The sequence below is a fragment of the Streptomyces endophyticus genome, assembly GCF_035798155.1.
In the GTDB taxonomy this organism is placed as follows: Bacteria; Actinomycetota; Actinomycetes; order Streptomycetales; family Streptomycetaceae; genus Streptomyces; species Streptomyces endophyticus.
In genome coordinates this window covers 86,481-109,863 of record NZ_JAOZYC010000035.1, presented here as the reverse complement: position 1 = coordinate 109,863, position 23,383 = coordinate 86,481, and the positions used below count along the sequence as shown (strand labels likewise).

The 23,383-nt window shown below is 71.4% G+C and carries 22 protein-coding genes; 13 read left to right on the top strand and 9 right to left on the bottom strand.

Annotated features, from left to right (window positions below):
* Positions 1 to 83: 83 nt before the first annotated feature.
* Entirely contained in the window at positions 84 to 1,304 is a 1,221-nt protein-coding gene (locus tag OKJ99_RS06635; protein WP_326014830.1) for a metallophosphoesterase, read from the bottom strand.
* A gap of 149 nt (positions 1,305 to 1,453) precedes the next feature.
* Between OKJ99_RS06635 and OKJ99_RS06630 the strand changes: the two genes are divergently transcribed.
* Positions 1,454 to 2,779, top strand: coding sequence for a deoxyguanosinetriphosphate triphosphohydrolase family protein (locus OKJ99_RS06630; protein WP_326014829.1), 1,326 nt, complete (start codon positions 1,454 to 1,456; stop codon positions 2,777 to 2,779).
* Positions 2,780 to 2,797: 18 nt separating this feature from the next.
* Here OKJ99_RS06630 and OKJ99_RS06625 read toward each other — a convergent pair whose 3' ends face one another.
* Positions 2,798 to 3,448, bottom strand: coding sequence for a TetR/AcrR family transcriptional regulator (locus OKJ99_RS06625; protein WP_326014828.1), 651 nt, complete (start codon positions 3,446 to 3,448; stop codon positions 2,798 to 2,800).
* A gap of 134 nt (positions 3,449 to 3,582) precedes the next feature.
* Here OKJ99_RS06625 and OKJ99_RS06620 point away from each other — a divergent pair, with 134 nt between their 5' ends.
* The 5 genes from OKJ99_RS06620 (at position 3,583) to OKJ99_RS06600 (ending at position 9,459) form a co-directional block, all read left to right on the top strand.
* Positions 3,583 to 4,449, top strand: coding sequence for a MaoC/PaaZ C-terminal domain-containing protein (locus tag OKJ99_RS06620; RefSeq protein ID WP_326014827.1), 867 nt, complete (start codon positions 3,583 to 3,585; stop codon positions 4,447 to 4,449).
* The gene (locus OKJ99_RS06615; RefSeq protein ID WP_326014826.1) at positions 4,446 to 5,297 is read left to right on the top strand and encodes an alpha/beta fold hydrolase; all 852 of its coding nucleotides are present in this window, start codon (positions 4,446 to 4,448) and stop codon (positions 5,295 to 5,297) included. The genes OKJ99_RS06620 and OKJ99_RS06615 overlap by 4 nt, the downstream gene beginning before the upstream one ends.
* Before the next feature lie 10 nt (positions 5,298 to 5,307).
* Entirely contained in the window at positions 5,308 to 6,960 is a 1,653-nt protein-coding gene (locus tag OKJ99_RS06610; RefSeq protein WP_326014825.1) for an AMP-binding protein, read from the top strand.
* Complete coding sequence (locus OKJ99_RS06605) at positions 6,957 to 8,405, top strand: MFS transporter (protein WP_326014824.1); 1,449 nt, start codon at positions 6,957 to 6,959, stop codon at positions 8,403 to 8,405. Before OKJ99_RS06610 ends, OKJ99_RS06605 begins: the two co-directional genes overlap by 4 nt.
* 94 nt (positions 8,406 to 8,499) lie before the next feature.
* Positions 8,500 to 9,459, top strand: a complete 960-nt coding sequence (locus OKJ99_RS06600) for a threonine ammonia-lyase (protein WP_326014881.1) — start codon at positions 8,500 to 8,502, stop codon at positions 9,457 to 9,459.
* Between the two features lie 48 nt (positions 9,460 to 9,507).
* On the opposite strand, the gene OKJ99_RS06595 is transcribed toward OKJ99_RS06600, so the two are convergent.
* A complete protein-coding gene (locus OKJ99_RS06595; RefSeq protein ID WP_326014823.1) occupies positions 9,508 to 10,341 on the bottom strand; it encodes a PIG-L family deacetylase in 834 nt (277 codons plus the stop codon).
* A gap of 210 nt (positions 10,342 to 10,551) precedes the next feature.
* Here OKJ99_RS06595 and OKJ99_RS06590 point away from each other — a divergent pair, with 210 nt between their 5' ends.
* From OKJ99_RS06590 to OKJ99_RS06580, 3 genes are all read left to right on the top strand, one after another.
* Positions 10,552 to 13,416, top strand: coding sequence for a CHAT domain-containing tetratricopeptide repeat protein (locus OKJ99_RS06590; RefSeq protein ID WP_326014822.1), 2,865 nt, complete (start codon positions 10,552 to 10,554; stop codon positions 13,414 to 13,416).
* 69 nt (positions 13,417 to 13,485) lie between these two features.
* Positions 13,486 to 13,905 carry a hypothetical protein gene (locus OKJ99_RS06585; RefSeq protein WP_326014821.1) on the top strand — a complete coding sequence of 140 codons (420 nt, stop codon included), beginning with the start codon at positions 13,486 to 13,488 and terminating at the stop codon, positions 13,903 to 13,905.
* Positions 13,905 to 14,789 carry a hypothetical protein gene (locus tag OKJ99_RS06580; protein ID WP_326014820.1) on the top strand — a complete coding sequence of 295 codons (885 nt, stop codon included), beginning with the start codon at positions 13,905 to 13,907 and terminating at the stop codon, positions 14,787 to 14,789. The genes OKJ99_RS06585 and OKJ99_RS06580 overlap by 1 nt, the downstream gene beginning before the upstream one ends.
* Here the strand turns inward: OKJ99_RS06580 and aac(6') are convergent.
* Positions 14,758 to 15,231, bottom strand: coding sequence for an aminoglycoside 6'-N-acetyltransferase (aac(6'), locus tag OKJ99_RS06575; protein ID WP_326014819.1), 474 nt, complete (start codon positions 15,229 to 15,231; stop codon positions 14,758 to 14,760). The two genes, OKJ99_RS06580 and aac(6'), sit on opposite strands and share 32 nt — an antisense overlap.
* Positions 15,232 to 15,342: 111 nt before the next feature.
* Here aac(6') and OKJ99_RS06570 point away from each other — a divergent pair, with 111 nt between their 5' ends.
* Positions 15,343 to 16,566 (top strand): macrolide family glycosyltransferase, encoded by a 1,224-nt coding sequence (locus tag OKJ99_RS06570; RefSeq protein ID WP_326014818.1) that lies wholly within the window; start codon positions 15,343 to 15,345, stop codon positions 16,564 to 16,566.
* Between the two features lie 17 nt (positions 16,567 to 16,583).
* On the opposite strand, the gene OKJ99_RS06565 is transcribed toward OKJ99_RS06570, so the two are convergent.
* Entirely contained in the window at positions 16,584 to 16,949 is a 366-nt protein-coding gene (locus tag OKJ99_RS06565; RefSeq protein ID WP_326014817.1) for an ATP-binding protein, read from the bottom strand.
* Between the two features lie 208 nt (positions 16,950 to 17,157).
* Here OKJ99_RS06565 and OKJ99_RS06560 point away from each other — a divergent pair, with 208 nt between their 5' ends.
* Positions 17,158 to 18,021, top strand: a complete 864-nt coding sequence (locus OKJ99_RS06560; RefSeq protein ID WP_326014816.1) for a helix-turn-helix domain-containing protein — start codon at positions 17,158 to 17,160, stop codon at positions 18,019 to 18,021.
* Positions 18,018 to 18,209 (top strand): DUF397 domain-containing protein, encoded by a 192-nt coding sequence (locus OKJ99_RS06555; RefSeq protein WP_326014815.1) that lies wholly within the window; start codon positions 18,018 to 18,020, stop codon positions 18,207 to 18,209. The genes OKJ99_RS06560 and OKJ99_RS06555 overlap by 4 nt, the downstream gene beginning before the upstream one ends.
* A 16-nt stretch (positions 18,210 to 18,225) precedes the next feature.
* On the opposite strand, the gene OKJ99_RS06550 is transcribed toward OKJ99_RS06555, so the two are convergent.
* The 4 genes from OKJ99_RS06550 to OKJ99_RS06535 all read right to left on the bottom strand — a co-directional run bounded on the left by OKJ99_RS06550 (position 18,226) and on the right by OKJ99_RS06535 (position 22,712).
* A complete protein-coding gene (locus OKJ99_RS06550; RefSeq protein ID WP_326014814.1) occupies positions 18,226 to 18,420 on the bottom strand; it encodes a hypothetical protein in 195 nt (64 codons plus the stop codon).
* A 52-nt stretch (positions 18,421 to 18,472) separates the two neighbouring features.
* Complete coding sequence (locus tag OKJ99_RS06545; RefSeq protein ID WP_326014813.1) at positions 18,473 to 19,525, bottom strand: glycosyltransferase family 2 protein; 1,053 nt, start codon at positions 19,523 to 19,525, stop codon at positions 18,473 to 18,475.
* Between the two features lie 156 nt (positions 19,526 to 19,681).
* Positions 19,682 to 20,413, bottom strand: a complete 732-nt coding sequence (locus tag OKJ99_RS06540; RefSeq protein WP_326014811.1) for a response regulator transcription factor — start codon at positions 20,411 to 20,413, stop codon at positions 19,682 to 19,684.
* A gap of 52 nt (positions 20,414 to 20,465) precedes the next feature.
* Positions 20,466 to 22,712, bottom strand: a complete 2,247-nt coding sequence (locus tag OKJ99_RS06535) for a penicillin acylase family protein (RefSeq protein ID WP_326014810.1) — start codon at positions 22,710 to 22,712, stop codon at positions 20,466 to 20,468.
* 242 nt (positions 22,713 to 22,954) lie between these two features.
* Here OKJ99_RS06535 and OKJ99_RS06530 point away from each other — a divergent pair, with 242 nt between their 5' ends.
* Entirely contained in the window at positions 22,955 to 23,290 is a 336-nt protein-coding gene (locus OKJ99_RS06530; protein ID WP_326014809.1) for an STAS domain-containing protein, read from the top strand.
* The last annotated feature ends 93 nt before the right edge of the window (positions 23,291 to 23,383 follow it).

Here is a 23,383-nt window from a genome sequence, read left to right as displayed (position 1 = left end):
CGCCTCGGGTTGGGGTGCACCCGCACGCTTGACCCCTTCTTTTCCTTTGCCCTTCCGGGATTTGACCCGCGTATCCCTCGGTACTACGACCCGGTGGGCCCCTGTGGCGACCGCAGCACCAGCAGCGTGATCTCGCTCGGGGCGAAGACGCGGAAGGGCGGGCCCCAGAAGCCGGCGCCGCGGCTGGTGTAGAGCAGGGTGCGCGGGCCGTGGTGGCTGAGGCCGGCGAGGGCCGGCTGGTCGAGGCGGACCAGGTGGTGGAAGGGCCAGATCTGGCCGCCGTGGGTGTGGCCGGAGAGTTGGAGGTCGACGCCGTGGGCCGCCGCGCGGTCGACGAACTTGGGCTGGTGGGCGAGGAGGAGGACGGGGAGGCCGGGGTCGGCGCCGTCGAGGGCCCCTTCGAGGTGGGCACGGTGGCCCGCGAGACCGGAGGACTCGGCGGTGACATCGTCGACACCCGCGACCACGAGGGTGTCACCACCGCGTTCCAGCAGCAGATGGCGGTTGCGCAGCGGCTCCCAGCCCAGCTCGTCCATCAGATCGACCCACCCCTGGGCCTCGCTGTAGTACTCGTGGTTTCCGGTGACGTAGACACGGGCCCGAGTCGCCTGCACCGTGCCCAAGGGGATGGCCTGGGCGCGGCGGCGTTCGGCCGTGCCGTCCGCGATGTCGCCGGTGTGGCAGACCAGGTCGGCCTCCAGGGTGTTCACCGTCTCGCAGAGCCGCTGCGACCAGCGGGCGCGGTCGAGCGGACCGTAGTGGGTGTCGGTGATCAGGACGACCCGGGTGCCGTCCAACCCGGCTCCCAGACGCGGGAGTTGTACGTCGAGTCGCCGCACCCGCGGCACGCGGCGCGCCTCGGCGTACCCCCAGACGAGCAGCACGGCGGACACACCGAGGACGGTCCAGGTGACGATGCGCGCCCGGCCCTCTCCGTCTCCGACACCGGCCACGGTCAGGGCGAGCCGCAGCAGGACGCCGAGCAGCACGGACCACGTGAACAGGACCCAGATACCGCCCAGCAGCGTGTCACCGACGATCGCCGCCCGGTCCCGCTGGCGCCGGCCGTGGCCGCGCATCATCGCGAGTGGCATCCCGATCAGACCGAGGACGAACAGTGCGGTGCCGATCAGGGTGACGGGGAGCGGCCAGCGCTGGCCGGTGTGCAGGAGGACCCAGCACGGCACGGTCCACAGCAGGACGGGGGCGATCAGGGGGATGTAGCGCATCAGGCGCCGCAGTCGGCTCTGCGGTTCCTCTTGCGCTTCACTGGCGGCGGATCGGGTGTTGCTGCTCTCGGTCACGCTTCCCCTCCTGGGGCTCTGTCCGGCGGATCGTTCCCGTAGCGGTCCTGGAGGGTTCATTGTCCGCCGTCGCGGAAAGGCGCCGACCACGGCGGGGTGCTGAACCGGTCACAGACGTCCCGGCGTTCGGTGCAAGTACCATCGCGCCCATGCGACCTGCCGACTACACCGATGAGGACCTGGAGCAGCACTCGCTGCGCCGACGCGTCGCCGACGACGGACAGCGGTCGGGGTTCGAGCACGACGTGGACCGCATCCTGTACTCGACGCAGTGGCGTGCCCTCGCGGGCAAGAGCCAGGTCGTCGCCAGCAGCGAACTCGGCGCGTACCACACGCGGCTCACCCACTCGATGAAGGTCGCGCAGCTGGGGCGCCGGATGGCCGAACGCCTGGAGCGGCGCTACGGCGGCCCGAATCCGGCCCTCGTCGAGGCCGCCTGCATGGCGCACGACATCGGGCACCCGCCGTTCGGCCACGCCGGAGAGACCGCGCTGCGCGCGACGATGGACGAGCTGCACGCCGGACACGGCGTCCTCGACAGCTTCGAGGGCAACGCCCAGACCCTCCACATCCTCACCTTCCTCGCCGCCCACAAATACCCGGGCCATCGCGGCCTGCACCTGTCACGGGCCTGCCTGGACGCGGCGACGAAGTACCCGTGGGAGCGTGCCCCGCGCGACGTCGACCCGGCGCGGCATGCGAAATGGGGTGTCTACGCGGTCGACCGGGAGGCGTTCAGGTGGGTGCGGGCGGGCCGTGACGACGACGCGGTGCCGGTCGAGGAGCAGCTGATGGACTGGGCCGACGATGTCACCTACGCCTGCCATGACGTGGAGGACTTCTACCGCGCCGGGCTGATCCCGCTGGCCGCGCTGTTCCCGACGCCCGGGGCCGCGGGCGGTGACACCGAGCGTGAGACGCAGCGCTTCCTGGACTACGTGGCGGCCAAGCGCCACCGCGCGGGCGTCGGCTTCGACCGCGACGAGGCGGTACACATCCTGGCCGACACCGCCAAGGCACTGTCGATCGCGAAGCCCTTCGGTGGCCGCCACGAGGACGACGTCGCCCTCAACGCCCGCACCGCCAAGCTGATCGACCACTTCACCCGCGACATAGACCTACAGGTCGGCGGCGCGGCCGCGATTCGCTTCGGCGCCCGCCTCGTCGTCCCCGCCGAACGTCGGACGGCCTGCGAGCTGCTCAAGGAACTGGTCTGGTGCTACGTCATCGACCGCCCGGCCCTGGCCACCCAGCAGCACGGCAAGCGCCGCATCGTCTCCCAACTGCTGCGCTGGACCCACGAATCCCCGCACCTGCTGCCCACCGACAGGGCCGAGGAACTCGACCTCCACGGTGACCCACTGCGCGCCGCCGCGGACCACGTCGCGTCCCTGACCGAGGGCCAGGCGGTGGCCCTGCACCGACGCCTGTCCGGTGTCGGCCTCGGCTCCGTGAGCGACGGGGACTGGCTCTGACGGGTACCCGTACCTGGTTCAGCGGCCGTCGACCCGGCCCTCCAGGAGCGCCAAGGCATAGCGGGCGTGCTGGTCGCACAGGTCCTGCTTGGTCAGCCGCCCCTCCGGGTGGTACCACGTCGCGATCGTGGAGCACATCGCGAGGATGCTGCGCGCCGCGTCCTGCGGGTACGGGGTGGTGAAGACGCCCGACGCGGCGCCCGCGGCGACGAGGTCCTCGAAGATCTCCTGGTTGCGGTCGCGTTCGGCGACCACCTGGGTGCGTTCCTCGCCCTCCAGGTGACGCACCTCGCTCAGCGCGATGAGCATGGCGGTCTGGTAGTCCGCCACGAAGCTCACGTACGCGCGTACCGCCGCGCCCAGTTGCTCGGCCACGCCCTCGCCCGCAGTGTGCACCGCCGATGACACCTGCGCGGACAGCAGCGCGTTGGCGCGGTTGAGGAGCTCCGCGAGCAGGCGGGCCTTCGAGGGGAAGTAGTTGTAGAGGTTGGACAGGCTGGTGCCCGCGGCGCGGGCGATGTCCCGCATCGAGGCGCCGTTGAAGCCGCGCTCCGCGTACAGCCGCAGGGCGGCGCGGAGGATGGCCGCCTCATTGCCCCGACCGGAGTCGCCGATCAGGTCCGGCACGAGGTCCGGCATGAGGTCCGGCACGGGAGAACGATCGTTCATGCGGGGAGGCTACGGGTCTCTCGGGCCATGGTCAACGCGCCTATTGACGGGCGCACTTGTGCGCTGCTTTTCTACGCATGAACGTCTACGCATGAACGTTCGTTCTTGTCGGGGTGGATGAGGAATGGAGTCGCATGGCGGCATCGCGAACGACGGTCCGTACACAGTCCCTGTACTTCGAGGACTTCCGCCCCGGGCAGCGCTGGACCAGCAGTACACGCCGGATCACCGCCGACGACCTGGCCGCGTTCACCGAACTCAGCGGTGACCGGCACCCGTTGCACACCGACCCCGAGTGGGCGGCGCGGACCCGCTTCGGACGGCCGGTCCTGCACGGGCCGTTCGGCATCGCGGCCTTCCTCGGGTTCCTCCACGACATGGGCCTCGCGGGGGAGTCCGTCATCGCCCTGCTCGACACCAACTGGCGCTACCTGAAGCCCTCGTACGTTGGCGACACCCTCCAGTGCACGCTCACCATCACCCGCTGCCGCCGCACGTCCGATCCGCACCAGGGTGTGGTCCACCGGCACGTGATCCTCGAGAACCAGCGGGGCGAGCGCGTCCAGGAGGGCACCAGCGCGGTCCTTGTCCGCGCCCGTGGCGCCGGGCCCGACCCGGCCGCACTCGCCCCCGGAACCGTGGAGTGGGGGAGCAATATCTCCGAACTCCTTGCCCAGGACGAGCGGTTCACGGCGGCCACCGCCACGTGGGACGGCACCATCGGGCTCCGCTCGGGAGACAACGAGGTGCAGCTGCGCGTCTACCTCGGCCGCATCATCGACGTCGCCCGCCGCACCCCGCACGGGCCGACCTTCACCCTCGTCGCCGACGAGCTGACCTGGACCGAACTGCTCACCGGGGAACACAACGACCTCGTCGCGCGCATGATGCGCGGACAGTTCCACGCCACCGGTGACGCATACGAGTACCTGCGCCTGACCAAGGTCCTGCATCTCATCACGGACGCGGCACGGGCACTGGCCGAGGAGGCGCACGCATGACCCGCATCCGGCACGAGGCCCGCTACCTGGAGATCGGCGGGGCGCTCGGCTACGTAGAGGAGGTGTACGCCGACGAGGCGCCGGCGGTGCTCTGTCTGCACACGGCCGGGCAGAGCGGTGTGCAGTGGCGCCGCACCAGCGAGGAGCTCGCCGCGCTCGGCTACCGCGTGATCGTCCCGGATCTCCCGGGGCACGGCAGGTCCGAGCCCGCCCCCTCCGGCCCGGTCGAGGACCTGTCCCAGTACGCGGACTGGTGCCAACTCCTCATGTCCGCCCTTAAGTTGGAGCGTCCTTACGTCGTCGGGTGCTCCATCGGTGGCAAGATCGCCCTCGACCTGGCGGTGCGGGCGGGGGACGAGCCGGCCGGCGCCGTCGTCCTGGCGGCCGAAGCCGGTCCCGGTCGTGTCAACGTGGCGGGGCTCCGCCGTGAACTACAGGATCTGGCCGCGCCCAGCCGCTCCGACCGGACCTATCTGGGTACCCTCGCCGTCGTCGGCTCCGCCGCGCCGCCCGCCACGGCCGAACTCATCGCCACCATGCACCGTCGCGAGGACCCCGCCGTCTCCAGTGCCGACCTCATCGGCTGGGGCACGCACGACGTACGAGACGCGCTCGGGTCCGCGCGCTGTCCGGTCCAACTGGTCGCGGGCGAGGACGACTTGTGGCTCGACCCCGAACAGGTGCGGCGGACGGCCCAGGCGCTGCCGCACGGGCGGCACGTACTGCTGCCGGGCGTCGGCCACTACCCGATGGAGGAGATCGACGGCTTCGCGCGGCTGCTCCACGGCTGGCTGCGGCAGCTGTCCGGGGACCGCGTCGCCGGCTCCGTCTCGCCGACCGCAAGGTGAAAGGACTCCGATGACCACGCTCACCGACCTCCTGTCCGGACTCGTGGACCGCGACCCCGACGCCGTCCTCGCCATCGACGCGGGTCCCGGCCCCGACCCCCGCTCCACCGAGGGCACGGCCGTCACCCGCCGGGAGTTCCAGCAGCGCGCCGCCCGGCTCCGTACGGACCTCGCCGACGCCGGTGTCGGCCGGGACGACAGCGTCGCCGTCTGGTTGCCGAACTGGTCGTCCGCGCTGGTGTGGCAGTTCGCCGCCGCCGGCCTCGGAGCGCATGTCGTCGGGGTCAACACCCGTTACAACGTCGACGAGTTGGTGCACGTACTGGACCGCGCCCACCCGAAGGTCCTCGCCCTCGCGCACGACTTCCACGGCCTCGACCTGGCCGGCATCCTCCGCCGCGCCCTGCCCCGCACCACCGCGCCCACTCCCGTGGTCGCCGTCGTCCCGGGCCCGGGGTGCGCCCCGCCGGCCGACCCCTCCGCGTACGACATGGGCGCCGGCGCCATGACACCCCGGACGGCCGGAGACACCACAGCCGTGCCCGTGCACACCACAGCCGTTCCCGTGCACACCGGAGACGAGCTCACCGTCGCCTTCACCACCTCCGGCTCCACGGGCCGGCCCAAACTCGCCGCGCACCGCGAGTCCGCCGTCGTCGCTCACGCGGAGGCCGACGCCCGGGCCCTCGGCATCGGGGACGGGGACGTCGTCGGGTGCATCCTCCCGCTCTCCGGCACCTTCGGCTTCACCACGGCCATGGCCGCGATCGCCGGTGGCGCCGCCTGCCTGCTCGAACCGGTCTTCCAGGAGGACACGGCGCTCGCCGGTCTCGCCCGGCACGGGGCGACCCATCTGGTGGGTGGCGACGACATGGTCTCCCGGCTCATGGACGCCTGGCGGCGCGAGCCGCGGGACCTCTCCCGCCTGCGCTGGCTCGGCATGGCCGACTTCCTCGGCCGTACCCGTGACATCGCGGCGTGGGCGCGGAAAGAGTTCGGCACACACACCTCCGGTGTGTACGGCTCCTCGGAGGTCTTCGCCCTCGCCCTGTGCTGGCCGCCCGGTGAACCCGCGCCGCGCCGCTGGACCGGCGGCGGCCGTCCGGTGTCACCGGACATCGCCGTACGGGTCGTCGACCCGGAGACGGACGAACCCGTACGGCCGGGCGCCCAGGGTGAGTTGCAGCTGCGCGGCCCGAACACGGTCGACGCCTACCTGGGTGACCCGGAGGCCGCCGAGCGTGCCTTCACCGCCGACGGCTGGTTCCGCACCGGGGACCTGGCGACGCTCGCCGAGGACGGGGCCGTCGAGTACGTGTGCCGGATGGGCGACGTACTGCGGCTGCGGGGCTTCCTCGTCGACCCGGCGGAGATCGAGCAGCGGCTGGCCGCGCACCCCGCCGTACGGACCGCGAAGGTCGTCGGCGCGCGCGGCCCGGACGGCGCCCCGCAGGCGGTGGCCTTCGTCGTCCTCGACACGCCCACCGCGCCCGAGGGGCTCCGGGAGTGGTGCGCGCAGGGCCTGGCCCGCTTCAAGGTCCCGGCAGCCGTCCACGCACTGGACAGCATGCCCACCACCTCGGGCACGAACGGCACCAAGATCCGGGCCGCCGCGCTCCGCGAACGGGCCCAGCAACTCCTGACAGGAGGCGAACAGCGGTGACCAGCAACAGAGAGCGCAGCAGCGGAACGCACGGCAACGGAGTGCAGGGCGACGGAACGCACGGCGACGGAGCACAAGGCAACGGAACGCACGGCAAAGAAATGCGCCGACTCGCGGGGGCGGCCGTCCTCTCCACGGCGCTGGAGTGGTTCGACTTCCTCATCTACGCCACCGCCGCGGCGCTCGTCCTCGGAGACCTCTTCTTCCCCTCCTTCAGCGACACCGCCGGAACCCTGGCCTCCTTCGCCACCTTCGCCGTGGGCTTCGTCGCGCGGCCGCTCGGCGGGATCGTCGCGGGACACCTCGGCGACCGGTTCGGGCGCAAACCGCCACTGGTCGGCGCGCTCGTCGTGATGGGCGTCGCGACATTCGGCGTCGGCGTGCTCCCCACGTACGACACCGTCGGCATGTGGGCGCCCGCGCTGCTCGTGTTCCTCCGCCTGATCCAGGGGCTCGGCGTCGGCGCCCAGTGGGGCGGCGCCGCGCTGCTCCTCACCGAGCACGCGCCCGTGGAACGCCGCGGCTTCTACGGAAGTCTCGTCCAGACCGGCGCCATCATCGGCGCGGTCGCGGGGAACGCCGTCTTCCTCCTGCTGACCGCGAACCTGTCCGACGCGGCGTTCACCAGCTGGGGCTGGCGGATCCCCTTCGTCACCGGCCTCGCGCTGGTCGCCGTCGGTCTCTACGTACAACTGAAGATCGAGGACTCGCCGGTCTTCCGGGCCATGCGTGACCAGTCGGCGCAGGCCGAGCACGCCGCCGGGACCCGTAAGTCTCCACTGCGCCAGGCCGTACGCCACCACTGGCGGGCCATCCTCCAGGCAGCAGGCGCCTTCTTCGTCGTGAACGCCACGTTCTACATCCTGATCAGCGGCATGCTCGACTACGGCACCACCCACGCCGGACTGTCCCGCACCACCACGCTGCTCTGTGTCCTCGGCGCCGGGGCCACCCAGATCGTCACCATCCCGCTCTTCGGTGCCCTCTCCGACCGCTGGTCCCGCCGCAAGCTCTATCTCACCGGCGCGGCGCTCATGGGCCTCTTCGCCTTCCCCCTGTTCTGGCTGATCGACACGGGATCGGCGCCGCTGACCTTCCTCTCCCTGCTGATCGGCTTCACGATCCACGCCACCATGTACGGGCCGCAGGCCGCCCTGTACGCCGAGATGTTCCCCGCGGAGGTGCGCTACTCAGGCGCGTCCCTCGGCTACCAGACCGCCTCGGTGCTCGCCGGCGGCCTCGCCCCGTTCCTGATGACGGCGATGCTGGCCGCGACGGGCTCGTCCTGGTCGGTCTCCGCCTACATCCTCCTGCTCTCCGTCCTGACCTTCATCGCGGTTTACACGATCCGGGAGTCCTTCCGCCGCGACCTGTACGCGGCGGGATCCCGCCCCGCGGCGGGGGTGGCCATGGACCCGCAGGTGGTGGAGCGGTCCGGCGGCTGAGGGTGCCCACTGGACACCCTTGCGTGGACCGAGCACTGTAATGCGGTGCGGCTGCGAGGGCCGTGCCGCCGGAATCGTGCTGGAGACGGATGTGCTGATCACTGTCGCGGACGTGGAAGCTGAAGCCGAGCGGATCGCCAGGTATGTCGTCCGGACCCCGACGGTCCCGAGTCCCGGGTTGTCCGAACTGCTGGGCGCACCGACAACCGCGAAGCTGGAACTGCTGCAGCGCACCGGCTCGTTCAAGGCCCGAGGCGCCACCGCGAGGCTGCTCACGCTGAGCGGGACCGAGCGCGCCGCCGGAGTCGTCACGGTCAGCGGAGGCAACCACGGCATCGCCCTGGCGGTCATGGCGGGAATGCTGGACGTCAAGGCGACCGTCGTGATGCCTCGAACCGCTCCCGCCAGCGCCCGAGGCATCGCGGAGTCCGCCGGGGCGAGCGTCCACATCGCCGACACCATGGACGGCGCGTTCGCCCTGGTCGACGAACTCAGGGATTCGGGGCTCACCCTGATCCATCCCTTCGACGACCCCGTCGTCATCGCCGCCCAGGGCACGGTCGGCCTGGAGTTCGCGCAGGACGCCGGGGAACTCACCGACGTGGTCGTCAGCATCGGTGGCGGCGGGTTGGCCTCCGGTGTCGCCACCGCGATGTGCGCACGTCGTCGCGGAATCCGCGTCTGGGGCGTCGAGACCGAAGGCGCCCAGGCCATGTCGGCGGCCCTGGACGCCGGACGGCCGACGCCGGTCGCGTTGTCCTCGATCGTTTCGACGCTCAGCGCCCCCAGCGCCTCGCAACTCACCTACGAGCACGTCTCGGCTCTGCTCACCGACGTCCTCACGGTGACCGACGCCGAGGCCGTCCAGGGCACTCTCGACCTGGCCAACCATGCGAAGGTCTGGGCCGAGCCCGCCGCCGGCTGCTTGCTGCCCGCTTCCCGCCAGGTACTGGCCCGCGTCGGCGAGGGCGCCAAACTCGGCCTGGTGATCTGCGGAGGCAACGCGACAACCACCGATGTGAGCACCTTGGCCGAGCGCTTCGGACTGTCTTGACGCCTGCGTTCGGTCGGGCGCCGGTGCGGTGCCCGAGCGGAGCGGAGCTCAGCGCAGTCCGGCGAAGAGGTCGTTCTCGGGGATGGGCGCGTCCGTCGTGTCCCTGACGCGGACGAAGGTCTCCAGGCCCATCAGCTCGCCGAAGCGCTCCTTGCCCATCTTGAGGAAGAAGATGTTCTCGCCCTGGCTGGCGTGCGCGGCCAGGGAGTCGAACTTCTGGTCGCTGAACGCGGTGGTGTCCACCCACGTGGTGATCTCGTCGTCCGGGAGGCCGATGTCGGCCAGCGCGGCGGCCTCGGCGGGGTCCGGCTCCGGCATGTCCTCATTGAACTCGCGCATGATCTCGCCGAACCGCTGCATCCCCGAGTGGGGCATCGTCGTCCAGTACACCTTCGGCGTGAAGTCGATCATCTCCAGCGCCGCCATGGTGATGCGGTGGGCCTGAATGTGGTCGGGGTGGCCGTAGAAACCGTTCTCGTCATAGGTGACGACCACATCGGGGCGGTAGTGACGCATGAGCTCCGCGAGGCGGGCGGCGCCCACGTCCACAGGGGTCTGCCAGAAGGATCCGGGGGCCTCGTTGCTCGGCCAGCCGATCATCCCGGAGTCGGCGTAGTCCAGCGTCTCCAGGTCGCTGACCTTCAGGACCTCGCAGCTCGTCTCGAGCTCCTGGCGGCGCATCTTGACGACGGCCGCCGGATCGTGCCCGGGCTCGCCGGGCTTGACGCCTCCCGGCCCGTCACCGCAACCGCCGTCGGTACAGGTCACGAGAACCGTGCGGATGCCTTCCGCCGCGTACCGAGCGAGGACCCCTCCGGTGCTGGTGGCCTCGTCGTCGGGGTGGGCGTGCACGGCCATGAGCGTCAAGGGTCGTTCGGTCATGAAAAGGTCCTCCTGCGGAAACATGTCTGGTCCGGGCGCGCGGTGAATGTGCCACGCCCCCGCCAGATGCAACCGCGCGGGGCGGGTCGGGTGTTCCCGGTGTGACCGATTCGTCCCTCCCGACTTCGGTAACGCGGCGCTCAGGCCGTCTGGCCGTATCATCCTTCTGTGGCAACGGGGAAGCGGCAGCTGGTTGTTGGGGTTCTGGCCGTGGGTGCCGCAGTGGGCGGCGGGGTGTGGGGGCGTGGTGTGGCGCGGCACCGGGTCTTCCGGTCCGGTCCGCATGAGACGTCCGTGTACGACGCCGGGCGCAACGCACTCTTCGATCCGGCCCGAGGCGGCTGGCTGGACCTGGACACGGGGCAGGTGCACCGGTACGCGCCCGACTCGCCGCTGATGCCCTACATGTTTCTCTTCCTGGGAGCGGGCTGCCTGGCGTTCCTCGTGCTCGCGCTCAACTGGGTCGTCGGGCACCGTCAGTTGGTGGGGTACACCTGGCGTGCGTGCCTGCGGCGTCCGCTCGACATCACCGTCCTCCTGGGGTTCTGGGCGCTGCTGCTCGCCGTGCCGTACCTGGCCAAGGGCGATGTCATCGTCGCCGTTCTCGGGGATCCGCCGACCGCGGTCTTCCTCGGTGTCACCCTCGGGGCCGTGCTGGGTGTGACCCTGCTGGTGTACCTGCCGTGGATCGTCGTGCGGGGGCTGCCGACGATCGTGCTGATGCTCCGCCTGGTCCGGGCCAAGACCGCCCCCTCGGGACCCGGTGCCGGACGGCAGGACGCGCTGCGTGACGTGGTGCGGCGGGCCGAGGTGTTCCGGACGGACGCCGGGCACGACCTCGATTCCCTGGCAGGTCTGGTGCGCGCGGAGGCGTTCATCGACCTGCTGACGGACCAGGGAAGCGACACCATGCTGGACGACCTGCTGCGCGACGGCCCTGCGGCTCTCGACGCTCCGCCGCGGCACGTGGTGGACCGGCTCATGTTCGCGCTGGGGCGGCCCGCGGTGGAGGTGAACGTGGCGCGGGCCTTCATCCTCCGCTACGAATGGACCGGGGCGGCCGGCAACCTCGACCGGGCGATCGCCGTCCTCGACCCCCTCGCCGCGAAACCGCCCCGCTGGTTCTGGCTCACGCTGACCGACCGGTCCGTCGTCTGCCGGACGCTGGCCTGGGCGCTCAAGGACCGGTACGAGCTGCGTGCGGACCGGGCCGATCTCGACCGGGCCCTCGACCTGGTCAGGCAGGTGTCCGGCTGGGATCCGGCCAGGGCGCGGGGCCGCCTCGTCGAGCTGGAGCTGATCCGCTATCGCGCCACGGGCGACCCGGCGGCGCTGGCCGCGGCCGTGGGGGAGGGGCGGCGCGGCGAGCCCGACCCGGGCACGGTCGTGGCGCTGCTCGAACGATTCGACCGCGACGGAGATAGCCAAGACCTCGACGAGGCACGGGAGTTGGCGGAGCGGCTGGTGGAGACGCGCGGGCCGGGACACCCGCTGCACGCCGTCTGTCTGACGGTCAGGGCCCGCGCACTGGACGCGTCGGGCGAGCGCGACGCGGCCGCGCAGTGCCTGCGCGAGGCGGTCGGCGACTCCTCGTCGCCGTTGCAGACCCGGCTGGCCGCCGCCGTCGGGCTCGGTGAACTCGGCGCCGGAGGACCGCTGTCGGTCGAGGGGTACGCCGCCGCCGTCGAACTCCTGCCGCAGATGGCCTGGATCGGGCTGCGCCGCGACGACCAGCGGTGGCTGCTCAGCCGCTGGCAGGGGGTGTCGACGGCGGCCGCCGCGGCCGCGATCGCGGAGGGCCGGGTGGCGTACGCGGTCGAGGTGCTGGAGCACGGGCGCGCCGTCATGTGGGGCCAACTCGCCCGTCTGCGTACGGGAGTTGAGGCCGCCGGCGCCGCCGATCCCGCCCTGGCGCGCCGCCTCGCCGAGATCCGAGCCGAGCTCGACATGCCCGACGACGGGACGGGCCCGGACCCCGGCCACCGGACGGGCGCCGATGTGGAGCGGCGGATCCGGCTGGGCAGGGAGTGGGAGCAACTCGCCGCGCAGTTGAGCGAGTCGGAGCGGACCGGCTACCGGGAGCTGGCGGGGGCCGCGGATCACGGCCCGGTCGTGGTGGTCAACGCAAGCCCGCTGCGCTGCGACGCCATCGTCCTGCTGCCCGACCGGGACGAGCCCCTTCTCGTACCGCTCGACCGGCTCGACCACGACGAACTCGTCGAGTGGGCCCGGCAGTCCGCCGATCCCGACGGCCGCCACCAGGCCATGCTCAACGTCATCGCGCCCCGCCTGTGGACCGACCTCGCCGTGCCCGTACTGACGGCTCTGAGACCCCACCTCAAGGCCGACCGACGGATCTGGTGGTGCCCCACAGGACCCTTCACCGCCCTCCCGATCCACGCGGCCGGGCAGCACACACGTCCCGGCGGCCCGGCCCTGCTCGACGAGGTCGTCTCCTCCTACACACCCACCATCGGCGCGCTCCTGCGGTCCGCCGAGCGCGCCGTGACGGCCCGCGGCCGACTCGTCGTCGCCGCGCCGCAGACCCTCGACCGGCCCGAGCTGCCGGAGGTGGCCCAGGAGGCCGCCGAGTTCCTGCGCCACTTCCCCGACGCGGTGCCGCTCGACCCCGCACACGTCGCCGACGTCCTCACGCGGCTGCGCGACGCCCGCTGGGCGCACTTCGCCTGCCACGCCGACGCCGCGGGACTCGCCGTGGCCGACGGCGTGGTCTCCCTCGACCAGCTGGCCGACCTCGGTCTCCCCGGCGCCGAGTTCTGCTACCTGTCGGCGTGCAGCACCGCCGCGCCGGACCCGCGCGCGTACGACGAGGCGATCCACCTGGCCGCGCTGCTCCACCTGCAGTCGTACACCCACGTGGTGGGCACCCTGTGGGAGGTCGACAGCGACAAGGCGCTCGACGCCGCGCGCGAGGTGTACCGGACGCTCACCGCGCACGGCCCGCCCGACAGCGGGCGCGCCGCCCAGGCCGTGCACAACGCGGCACAGACCCTGCGCCAGGCCGCCCCACACACCGTGGACGTCTGGTCCTCCCTGCTGCACATCGGACCGTAGCCGGACCCTGACCGGACCCTGACCGGACGCTGATCGAACCCCGATCCGGACCACAGAGGAGCACCACCCATGCCCATCCGCGACCGCTGGCCCTGGCACCGCCGGCCGGAGAGAACGGCTGCCCGCGACGCCGACGACGAGGCAGGCACCGTCGACACGGACCAGGCCGCCCTGGCGTGGCTCTGCGCCCACCTGCCCGAACTGCGGGAGAAGGCCGACCGGTACGCGTGGCGGGCCGCGCTGGACCGGGAGGTCGCCGAGGTCCGTGCGGGCAAGTCCGCCGCCGAAGCGCTCCGCGCGCTCGACCTCCGGCGCGACGGCCACCGTTCCTCCGGGCTCCCGGCAGCGGACTCCTGGCAGGAGCGGCCCGTCGTCGAGTGGTTCCGCTGCCCGAGCGGACGCTGCCCGGCCCGGGGACGCAACGCCGACGCCTCCGAGCCGCGCTGCCACATCGACGGCGCGCTCATGCCTCCCCGGGACGGTGGCTGATGGACGGCATCCTCACGGAGCTGGGCAAACGCATCGCCGACCGCTGGTTCGCCTTCCTGATCCTGCCCGGTGTGCCGTTCGCGGCGGCCGTGCTCGTCGCCTGGGCGATGGGGCCCTCCGGCGCTGCCCACGCACTCGACCTCGACATCCTCGTACGACGCCTGGACGCGCTCGGTGACACCGCCACGACCACCAGGGGTGCGGTGATCGGCTGCCTGCTCCTCGGCGGCGTCGTCGTGGCGGCGCTCCTCGTACGGGAGGTGAGCCTCGCCGTGCACCGGCTCTGGACGGGACGCTCGAACGTCCTGTGCCGCGTCATGGCCCCGGGCACCCGGCGCCGCCGACGGATCGCGCTGGAGGCGGCCCGGCGGGGTGGTTACGCCGTGCCCGAGCGCTATCTGCCCCGCCGTGCGACGTGGATCGGCGACCGTTTCGCCCTGGTGGACGAGCGGGTCGCCGCGCAGTACGGGATCTCGCTCGCCAGGGCGTGGCCCCGGTTGTGGCAACTCCACGACCTGCGGAGCCCGAAGATCGTCACCGCGGCCTGGGACGAGTACGCCGCCGCCACGGTCCGCGTCGCCTGGGCGCTGCCCTACGCCGCGCTCGCGCCGTTCTGGTGGCCGGCCGCCCTGATCGCCCTCGCCCTGGTCCTGCTCGGCTGGTCCCAGGGACGCCGTGGCGCCGACGACTTCTGCCTCGCCTGCGAAGCGGCCGTCGACCTCCAACTCCGCCGCCTGGCACACATGGTGGGAGTACCCCTGCCGCACAAGCGCGTGACCGTGACCGAGGGCCGCGAGATCGACCGCGTACTGGCGAAGGGCGCGTATCTGCCGCTGCCCCGGACCGAGCCGGTCAGGTCAACTCCTCGGCGAGCAGATCCATGAGCAGCCCGTCCTCCCAGACGCCCGTCCGATGGTTGCGCCAGTACGCCCGCATGACGCCCACGGGCTTGAAGCCGACCTTTCCGTAACTGCGGATCGCGACGGTGTTGGCCGCGGCGGGATCGATGGTCAGCCGGTGATGACCGCGCTCCCGCACCAGCCACCTGGCCAGCGTGCGCACCGCGTCGGTCCCCAGCCCCTTCCCGTGCTGCCGCGCCGTCAGGAAGACGTCGATGCCGGCGCGGCGGAACTCCGGGTCGTTCTCCTCGTCGAACTGGATCGCGCCGATGACCTCGTCCTCGAAGACGACGGCGAGCATGTCGTCGTAGTCGTCCGGGGGCGACCACCATGCCGCGACCTCCGGCTCGCTCACGATCCCGGCGAGGACCTTGTCTTCACCGCTTGCCACTGGTCGCAGGAGGACCCTGTCCCCGTTCAACTCCATGTCCCCCATTCTCCGTCGGCGGCGCGGCCCCCCTCAACGTGATGTGCTGCCCCGAACGTGATGTGGTGCCCCGCGAACCCTCATGCGGCAGCCGCCCCTATCGTCGGCTCCATGACCACTCTGCTGATCGCGGGCATGCCGGCCGCGGGACACGTCAATCCCACCCTCCCCGTCGTCACCGAGCTGGTACGTGCCGGAGTCGACGTCGTGTACCTGTGCGACGCCGAGTTCGAGGACCGCATCCGGGACACGGGCGCGAGGTTCGAGGCGTACCCCAAAGGTGTGCTGACGTCCCGTGACATCGCGGAGGCCACCAGGGCGGGCAGCAGTGTGGGGGTGGTGGTGAAGGTGCTGAGGGCGTGTTCGGCGCTCGTCCCCTTCGTCGTCGAACAGGCCAGGGCGCTGGGCCCGTCGGCATTGATGCACGACTCGAACGCGCTGTGGGGCCGACTGGCCGCGACCACCTTGAACCTGCCCACGATCTCCTTCATGACGACCTTCCTCGTCGGGAGCGACGCCGTGAAGGCCCTCACCGTCCGGGAGAACCTCGGCCTCGTCGGCCCGACCCTGCGCGACATGCCCGCCGCGCTGCGGGCCAGGCGCGCACTGGTCAAGGAGTTCGGAACGGACGCCGTCCCGCCCACGCCGATGCTGCCGCTGCGCGGCGACCTGACGCTCTTCCCGATCCCCGAGGAACTCCAGTCGCCCGACCCGCGCCTGGACGCCGGCTGCCGCTTCACCGGCCCGACCACAGGACCGGACGCCGCGTCCGCACCGCTGGACCCCGAGCTCTCCGCCCACCTGTCGGGAGGCCAACCGGTCGTCCTGGTCTCGCTGGGGACGCTGCACGACGGCGGCGCGGCCTTCTTCCGGTCCTGCTGCGCCGCGCTCGCAGACCTCCCCGTCCGCGTGGTCCTCGCCACCGGCAGCGGCGTCGACCCGGCCGACCTGGGCACCACTCCGCCGAACACCCTCGCCCGCCGCACGGTCCCTCAACTCGCCGTCCTGCGCGAGGCGTCGGTGTTCGTCACCCACGGCGGCATGAACAGCGCACTCGAATCCCTCCACTGCGGAGTGCCGATGGTGGTCGTCCCGCAACAGGTGGAGCAGCTGCTGATCGCGCGGGCGATCGCGGAGCGCGGCGCGGCGGTTGTGCTCCGCCAGCCCCTGTCCCACCGGCCCGTACCGACCGCCGCGCTGCGGGCCTCCGTAGAGCGGGTGTTGGGCGATCGGGGGATGGCGGGTGCGGCCGCCGGGATGGGGCGGCGGTTCCACGCGGAAGGCGGGGCGGTGCGGGCGGCGGAGTTGGTGCGGGGGGTGGTGGATGTGGGCTGAGGTGGGGTACCGGCCCGCTACAGGTGTGCCACGACCGTCTTGCCGCCCGGCGGATGGGCGACCGTCTCCCAGTGGTGGCACAAGGCCGATACGAGGAGCAGGCCGCGTCCGGCGGTGGGGAGTGCGGTGTCGGCGGGCGGGTGGTGGGGAAGGCGGTCGCCGCGGGCGTCGGTGGCCTCGATGCGGAGAAGGTTGGCGGCGTCGTACGTGAGCGCCAGGCGGAAGCCGCGGCCCGGCAGGCGACCGTGGGTGACCGCGTTGGCGGCGAGTTCCGCGACGACGAGTTCGGCACGCTCCGTGAGCTCGGGCGGGACGTCCCAGGAGCGCAGCGCCGTGACGGCCAGGTGTCGGGCGAGGCGGGCGCCGCGGGGTGTCGAGGGCAAGAGCTGTGTGAATGTGTGTGCTGGTGCGGTGAGTTGGGGAGGCGGCTGGTGGTTCATGGTGTCAGCGTGGTGTTCGCGGCACGGTGGGCGCGAGTGTGGTGGCCCGTACGGTGAGTCAGCGTACGGGCGCGTGGGGTGGACAGTACGAGGGGTCACTCGTCACTCTGAGTGCATGGATCGGGGCGACTCGGAGCAGAGGGGGCGGCGTATGCGCGGCGTCGGGGAGATCGAGGTCGGCGGGCTGCTGGGGGAGCAGGAGCGGGAGCCCCAGCCGTCGGACAGTCTGCGTACGTTCGGCGCGGTCGTCCAGGCCCTGCGTGAGCACGCGGGGCTGAGCAGGGAGGAGCTCGGCGAACGGGTGCGGTACTCCAAACACACCGTGGAATCGGTCGAGTTGGGGCGGCGGATGCCGGACGAGGGGTTCGTGCGGCGTGCGGAGGAGGTGCTGGGGAACACGGGTGCCCTGTGCAAGGCGGCCCGTCATCTCACGCGCGGCGAGGCCGGGTTCGCGGCGTGGTTCCGGCGGTGGGCGCGCCTGGAGCGGGAGGCGGCGAGCCTGTGTACGTACGAGTGCCGGTTGGTGCCGGGGCTCTTGCAGTCCGCGTCGTATGCGCGGGCGGTCTTCGAGGGCACCATTCCGCTGCGCACCGACGAGGAGTTGGAGGCGCAGTTCGTCGCCCGGATGGAGCGCCAGACGATGATGCGTGAGCGGCCGACCGTGCCGTTCAGCTTCATCGTCGAGGAGCATGTGTTCCGGCGGCGATTCGGTGACGCGGGCGCGATGCGCGAGTCGTTCGACCATGTGCTGGAGCTGAGCGCGCCGCGCAACGTGACGCTGCAAGTGGTGCCGTTGGAGGGCGGGTTGCACGCGTGCCTGGACGGTCCGGTGCGAATCCTGGAGACGGCGGAGGGGCGGCGGCTCGGCTACTCCGAGGGGCAGGAGAACGGGCGGTTGATCTCTGGCCCGAAAGAGGTGAGTGTGCTCTGTCAGCGCTATGACACACTGCGCTCGCAGGCCCTGAACCCCAAGGAATCGCGGGCCCTGCTGGAGCGACTGCGAGGAGAGCTATGAGCAGCGTCACGACGGAACTCGCCTGGTTCAAGTCCAGCTACAGCGGCAGTCAGGGCGACGACTGCGTGGAAGTCGCGATCGCCGAACAGGCCGTCCACGTACGGGACTCCAAAGACACCCACCGCCCCGCCTTCGCCGTGGGGGCGGAGGGCTGGGGGCGGTTCGTGGGGTTCGTGGCGGGGGACTGAGGCCCGCCGGGCCGGCTCAGTACGGGCCGGGACCGCGGTCCTTGCCCGCGATGACCGGGCTGAGGGTGCGCAGGGCGAGGCCCGCGGCGATCAGCGTGAGGCAGCCGACGACGAGGCCGAGAATGGCGAGCGGGCTGAGGCTGCCGGTCATGGCGAGGGCGCCGGTGCCCGCGCCGCCGAGTGCCGCGGCGCTGGTGGGGTTTCCGTACATGGTGGTCAACTCCTTGGCGGGGATGGGTGAGTGGGTGTGTGGTGCGGCGGGGTCAGGTGGCGACCCAGTGGGCCTCACGGCGCAGCACCAGGTCGACGAGCGAGCGGACGAACACCGCCTGCCGGAAGACGTCGTACAGCAACTCCGGTATGAGGGGCAGCGCGAGGAGCGTGGCCCGCCAGCCGAGGCGGCGCACGGTCAGGGTCCGTTCGACCACGAAGATCAGCATGATCGCGGTCCAGAAGAGGGACAGGCCGCCCCAGCCCACGAGGGTGAGGTCCAGGACCGCGTACAGGAAGAACAGTCCGAGCGCGAGGGCGCCGACGCCCAGCATGATCTGCTGGCCGAAGTACTTCCTGGTGACGGACGTCCAGCCGTAGTCGCGCAGATTCTCCAGGGCGCCGCGCTGCCAGCGCAGCCGCTGGTGCCAGAGCTTGCCGACCGAGGGCATCACCTCGGTGACCAGCCAGCAGCCGTCGGGCGAGACGGTGCGGTACCCGAGCGTCTTGACGGCCTTGGTGATCTCGTCGTCCTCGGTGAGGGAGGCGAGGGAGTAGTAGCTCTCGCCGCCGCCGATGACCCCGTCGAGGCGGGCGCGCCGCACCTGGCGCAGGACGCCCGCGCGGAACAGGCTGCCGGTCCCGGTGAGCACGATGGCCTCGTTGTTCTTGCGTCGGATCTCCAGGGCGTAGCGCTGGTACTCCATGCGCTGCAGCTGGCCGAGCAGTCCGCCGCCCGGCTCGCCGTAGAAGATGCCGCCGACCGCGCCGACCGTGTCGTCCTCCATGGCCTCCACGGCGCAGCCCACGAACTCGGGGTTGAGGACGGTGTCGGCGTCCTGGACCAGTACCAGGTCCTCGTCGGCCAGGTCCGCGATCAGCGGAGCCATGGCCTGATTGAGGGCGCCGGCCTTCTTGTCCTTGTTGTTCGTGGGCACGAAGACCTCGGCGCCGCAGTACTCGGCGATGCGCGCGGTGCGGTCCGTGCAGTTGTCGGCGACGACGACGATGCGGTCCGGGCGGACCGTCTGGCGGTACAGGCCCGCCAGCGTGGCGACGATGCGGTCCTGCTCGTTGTGCGCGGGGATGAGTGCGACGAGTGTCATGACGAGCTGTCCCTTGCTCTGTCGTGGACTGTCGCAGGCGGATCGCCCTGCGACGTCCTCGACTCTGAGCGCGCCGGGGAGCAGCGAGGTCGTACGAAGGTTGCGCGACGGTTGCAGCGGGTCGCGCGCGGCAGGAGGGGACCTTCGGCCCGGGACCTATGCCGGGTGCGAGCCGGGCAGAACGTACCGGTAGCCCACTCCGCGCACGGTCTCGATGGGTGCCTTGACGCCGGTGGCGCGCTCGATGCTGCGGCGCAGGCGCAGGACGGCGTACTTGACCTTGCCCGCGTCGCCTTCGGGCCGGGCCCTCCAGGCGTGGTGCAGCAGCTGCTCCGGGGAGAGGACCTGCCCCGGGTTGCGGGCGAGGAAGTGCAGCAGGTCGAATTCCAGCGGGGTCAGTGGCACGTACTGGCCGCCCATGGTCACCTCGTGGGTGTCGAGGTCGAGCCGGAGGCGGCCGTCCTCCAGGAGCTGGTCGGGCGGCGACACGGGCGTCGCGCGGCGCAACCGGGCCATGACCAGGGCCTTGGCGAGACCCTCGGGCATGCCGTGCCAGAGCACGTCGTCGGCGCCGGAGTCGAGGGCCCGCAGGGCGTCCGCTCCGTCGAAGCGCCGAGTGGCCACCATGACGCGGAGATCCTCGGTCATCTCCCGGACCCGCCGGAGCACCTCCCAGGGGCCCGGATCCCGTACGCGCAGGCCGAGGATCAGCAGGTCGGGCTGGTAGCGGTACAGGTCGCGCAGGGTGTCGTGGCCGTTGTACGCGCGGTGGTAGGAGAAGCGGGGGTCGTCGAGCTCGTCCAGCCAGGCCAGGGGCACGTCGGGCGCCACCGCCACCAGGAGCAGCGGCAGCGCCCGTCCTCGCGAGCCGCCATGGGATGCCTGCATATCCCACATGGTCGGACGGCTGGGAGTGTGTGTCGACCGGATCGACCGGGGCTTATACCCCGGGGTGGTACCTCCGTTCCACGTGCCCCTTCAGCTCCTCCGGATAGAAGTACACCGGCCGCAGGTCTCCGCTCGCGTACCGCTTCACCTGGTCGCCGAAGTGGGGGGAGTCCGGGTGGCCGCTCGCGCCGCCTGCCGTGATGGCCCACGCCCGCAGCTTCGGGCCGAATTCGACGACCGCCACGAAGCTGTTGCCGCTCGTGCCGTAGTAGCGCTTCGTGCCGGGGTAGCGCTTCGCGCCGAAGGAGGCGAGGGAGCCCCATTGGGCGGAGGTGAAGGGGACCGGGTAGCTGGGCCTGGTGTCGTCGAAGGTCTGGGTGATCGCGCCGTCGTTGCGCTGGTAGCGGTTGATCTCGGACCACGGGACCTGCCAGCTGCCGAAGTCCTGCGTCAGGCGGTCGACCGCTGATTCGAGGGCGTCGACGCGTTGTGTGTCCGTGGCGCGGTCGGCCATGTAGTCCCAGACCGAGAGGCCCGCGTCCGCCGCCGCCTTGGACACCAGGGCCCAGAGCGCCTCGCCCCAGAACACCGCCAGTGAGGTCGCCTTCGACTTGGCCGACCAGTGGTGGTCCCAGTCGCGCAACAGGTCGATGGGGGACGAGAGCTTCCGTCGCTGGGCGCTGCCCGTCGGGAGTCGGTCCCAGGCCTTCGTCAGGCCGGGGAGGAGGCGGGCGAAGGCCGTCAGGTACGGGTCGAAGGCGCCCTCGATGAGGGTCTGCGGGGTGAAGTCGTCCCGTGATGTCAGGACGCGGATCGCGTGCGGGCCGCGCGGGTTCTCGCCCGCCTTGTCGAAGTAGCGGGGGAAGTCGGCCTTGTGCGGGCTGTCGGCGCCGGCCGCCGTCCAGGGCCAGTTGTTGCTGTTGAACGCCCAGCCGCTCTTCGGGTTCACCGCCTGCGGCATGCTGTCCAGGGTGTGCAGGCCGTGCCAGTCGGTGGCCGGGTCGCTGCCGTCGACCGGCTTCATGTAGTCGAAGCGGTCGTCACGGACCGGCATGAACTGCGGCATCAGGAAGGCGATGTCACCCTTCGAGTCCGCGAAGAGGGTGTTGTTGGAGCTGTTGGCCTTCAGCTCCGCCACCTTCATGTACTCGGCGTAGTCGCGGGTCGTCGTGCGCAAGTAGCTCTGTTTCAGGGCCTCCACCGGCTTGTTCATCAGCGCACACGCGATCCACTTGCCGTCCGCCTCGCGGACGATCGGGCCGTGGTGGGTCGCGTACGTCGTGAAGGTGTGATGCTCCGTGCCGCCGTTCTCCGTACGGCAGGTCAGGGTGATGTCATGTGTCGTGACCGGGCGGCGGTCCTTGCCGTAGCGGTAGGTGTACGTGCCGTCCGATGCGCGGTCGACCGTCTCCGCGAACTCGTCGATGTTGTCGACGCCGCTGGACGTGTGCATCCAGCCGGTGTGCTCGTTGAAGCCCTGGTAGATGAAGAACTGGCCCCAGGTCGCGGCGCCGTAGACATCGAGACCCTCCTCGCTCGTCACGTGCTGTTCCGCGCGGAAGAAGAAGCTGGTGTGGGGGTTGATCAGGAGGAGGGCGTTGCCGTCGCGGGTGTTGCCCGGGGCGATCGACATGCCGTTGGAGCCGGACGGTTCGCGGAACTTCAGGCCGCGTTCCTCGTCCGTCATGGGGACCTCGCGCCCCGCGTAGAACGCCTCCAGTTGGCTCAGCGCCACCGACTCGATGTCACCTCCGATGCTGCCCTCGGAGAAGCTCAGCGGCATCCACGGTTCGAAGTGGGTGAGCACCCGGGGGTGTACGTCGGGGTGGGTCGCCAGGTAGTAGTTCAGGCCGTCGGCCCAGCCGCGCATCAGGGCGCGCAGCCAGGAGGGGCACTTCGCGTACTCCTTCTTCAGCGCCTCCGGGTCGATGAACAGGCGTTGGCGCAGGTCCTGCCAGAGCGCGCTCTCGCCCTCGGACTCGGCGAGGCGGCCGAGGCTGACCAGGTAGTTGCGCTCGATGCGGTTGAAGTCGTCCTCGGCCTGCGTGTACATCATCCCGAACACCGCGTCGGCGTCCGTCCTGCCCACTACGTGGGGGATGCCCCAGTCGTCGCGGGTGATCGTCACCCGCGCCGCTTGTCTTTTCCAGCGGGCGAGGTCGGCGGGGGTGGACCGGTCCGGGGCGGCGGACGCGATGCCGGTGGGCAACGTTGTCGCGGCGACGGCCAAGGTGGCGGCGCCGCCTATCACTCGGCGGCGGCTCGGGCCGTTGTGCGGTGCCTGATCTGCGTGAGTCATGCGGGGTTCCACCTTCGTCGGGGCCGTGCGGGGCGGGGACGTGTCCGGGGTGCGGCGGTGTCGCGGTGTCGCGGTGTCGCGGTGTCGACACTAAGAACCTCCCGGGCGATGATCAACAGTGCGTGCGGGACTGGCGGTTATCGGACCCCCTCGCCCGTGCTCACCCTCGCGGAGCGATGCCGGTCCTGTGCGGCGTGACGATGCTGTTCTCCCAAGTCCGGCGCACTCGGGGGGACTTATTCATGGCATGGAATGTTCCGCTCGTCGCTCGCAGGCCGAAGGCCGTGTCGCCCCGTTCCGACGCCTCGCCCGTTGTGATGCGGCGCGTCTCGGGCTGTCTGGTGATCGAGGTGCGCGGGGCGATCGGCCCCGCCGCCGAGGCCCGTATCGGGCGGGTGCTGCACGGGGCCATCCGGCCGGGTGGCACGGGTGTCGTGGTCGACCTGCGACATGTACGTGACCTGGGGGTCAGCGGCCTCAGTGTGTTGCGGCTCGCCCGCCTGCTGGCCGCGCAGCGCGGCGTGGCGTTCGGCTTCGCGGGTGAGCTCCGCTCCGTGCCCGAACTGCCCCCGGGGTGACGGCTCTTGCGCTACGCCCCCGGGGTGCCGCCCGGCCGGTGTGCGTCACTCACCCGCCGCGGAGGATGCCGGGCGCGGCACCGCCTGCTTCGG

Bases quoted from the DNA above. Each gene is read 5' to 3' on its own strand.
- OKJ99_RS06630 (WP_326014829.1), top strand. From the start codon at position 1,454: ATGCGACCTGCCGACTACACCGATGAGGACCTGGAGCAGCACTCGCTG.
- OKJ99_RS06625 (WP_326014828.1), bottom strand. From the start codon at position 3,448: ATGAACGATCGTTCTCCCGTGCCGGACCTCATGCCGGACCTCGTGCCG.
- OKJ99_RS06620 (WP_326014827.1), top strand. From the start codon at position 3,583: ATGGCGGCATCGCGAACGACGGTCCGTACACAGTCCCTGTACTTCGAG.
- OKJ99_RS06615 (WP_326014826.1), top strand. From the start codon at position 4,446: ATGACCCGCATCCGGCACGAGGCCCGCTACCTGGAGATCGGCGGGGCG.
- OKJ99_RS06610 (WP_326014825.1), top strand. From the start codon at position 5,308: ATGACCACGCTCACCGACCTCCTGTCCGGACTCGTGGACCGCGACCCC.
- OKJ99_RS06595 (WP_326014823.1), bottom strand. From the start codon at position 10,341: ATGACCGAACGACCCTTGACGCTCATGGCCGTGCACGCCCACCCCGAC.
- OKJ99_RS06585 (WP_326014821.1), top strand. From the start codon at position 13,486: ATGCCCATCCGCGACCGCTGGCCCTGGCACCGCCGGCCGGAGAGAACG.
- OKJ99_RS06580 (WP_326014820.1), top strand. From the start codon at position 13,905: ATGGACGGCATCCTCACGGAGCTGGGCAAACGCATCGCCGACCGCTGG.
- OKJ99_RS06570 (WP_326014818.1), top strand. From the start codon at position 15,343: ATGACCACTCTGCTGATCGCGGGCATGCCGGCCGCGGGACACGTCAAT.
- OKJ99_RS06560 (WP_326014816.1), top strand. From the start codon at position 17,158: ATGCGCGGCGTCGGGGAGATCGAGGTCGGCGGGCTGCTGGGGGAGCAG.
- OKJ99_RS06555 (WP_326014815.1), top strand. From the start codon at position 18,018: ATGAGCAGCGTCACGACGGAACTCGCCTGGTTCAAGTCCAGCTACAGC.
- OKJ99_RS06550 (WP_326014814.1), bottom strand. From the start codon at position 18,420: ATGTACGGAAACCCCACCAGCGCCGCGGCACTCGGCGGCGCGGGCACC.
- OKJ99_RS06545 (WP_326014813.1), bottom strand. From the start codon at position 19,525: ATGACACTCGTCGCACTCATCCCCGCGCACAACGAGCAGGACCGCATC.
- OKJ99_RS06540 (WP_326014811.1), bottom strand. From the start codon at position 20,413: ATGCAGGCATCCCATGGCGGCTCGCGAGGACGGGCGCTGCCGCTGCTC.
- OKJ99_RS06535 (WP_326014810.1), bottom strand. From the start codon at position 22,712: ATGACTCACGCAGATCAGGCACCGCACAACGGCCCGAGCCGCCGCCGA.
- OKJ99_RS06530 (WP_326014809.1), top strand. From the start codon at position 22,955: ATGGCATGGAATGTTCCGCTCGTCGCTCGCAGGCCGAAGGCCGTGTCG.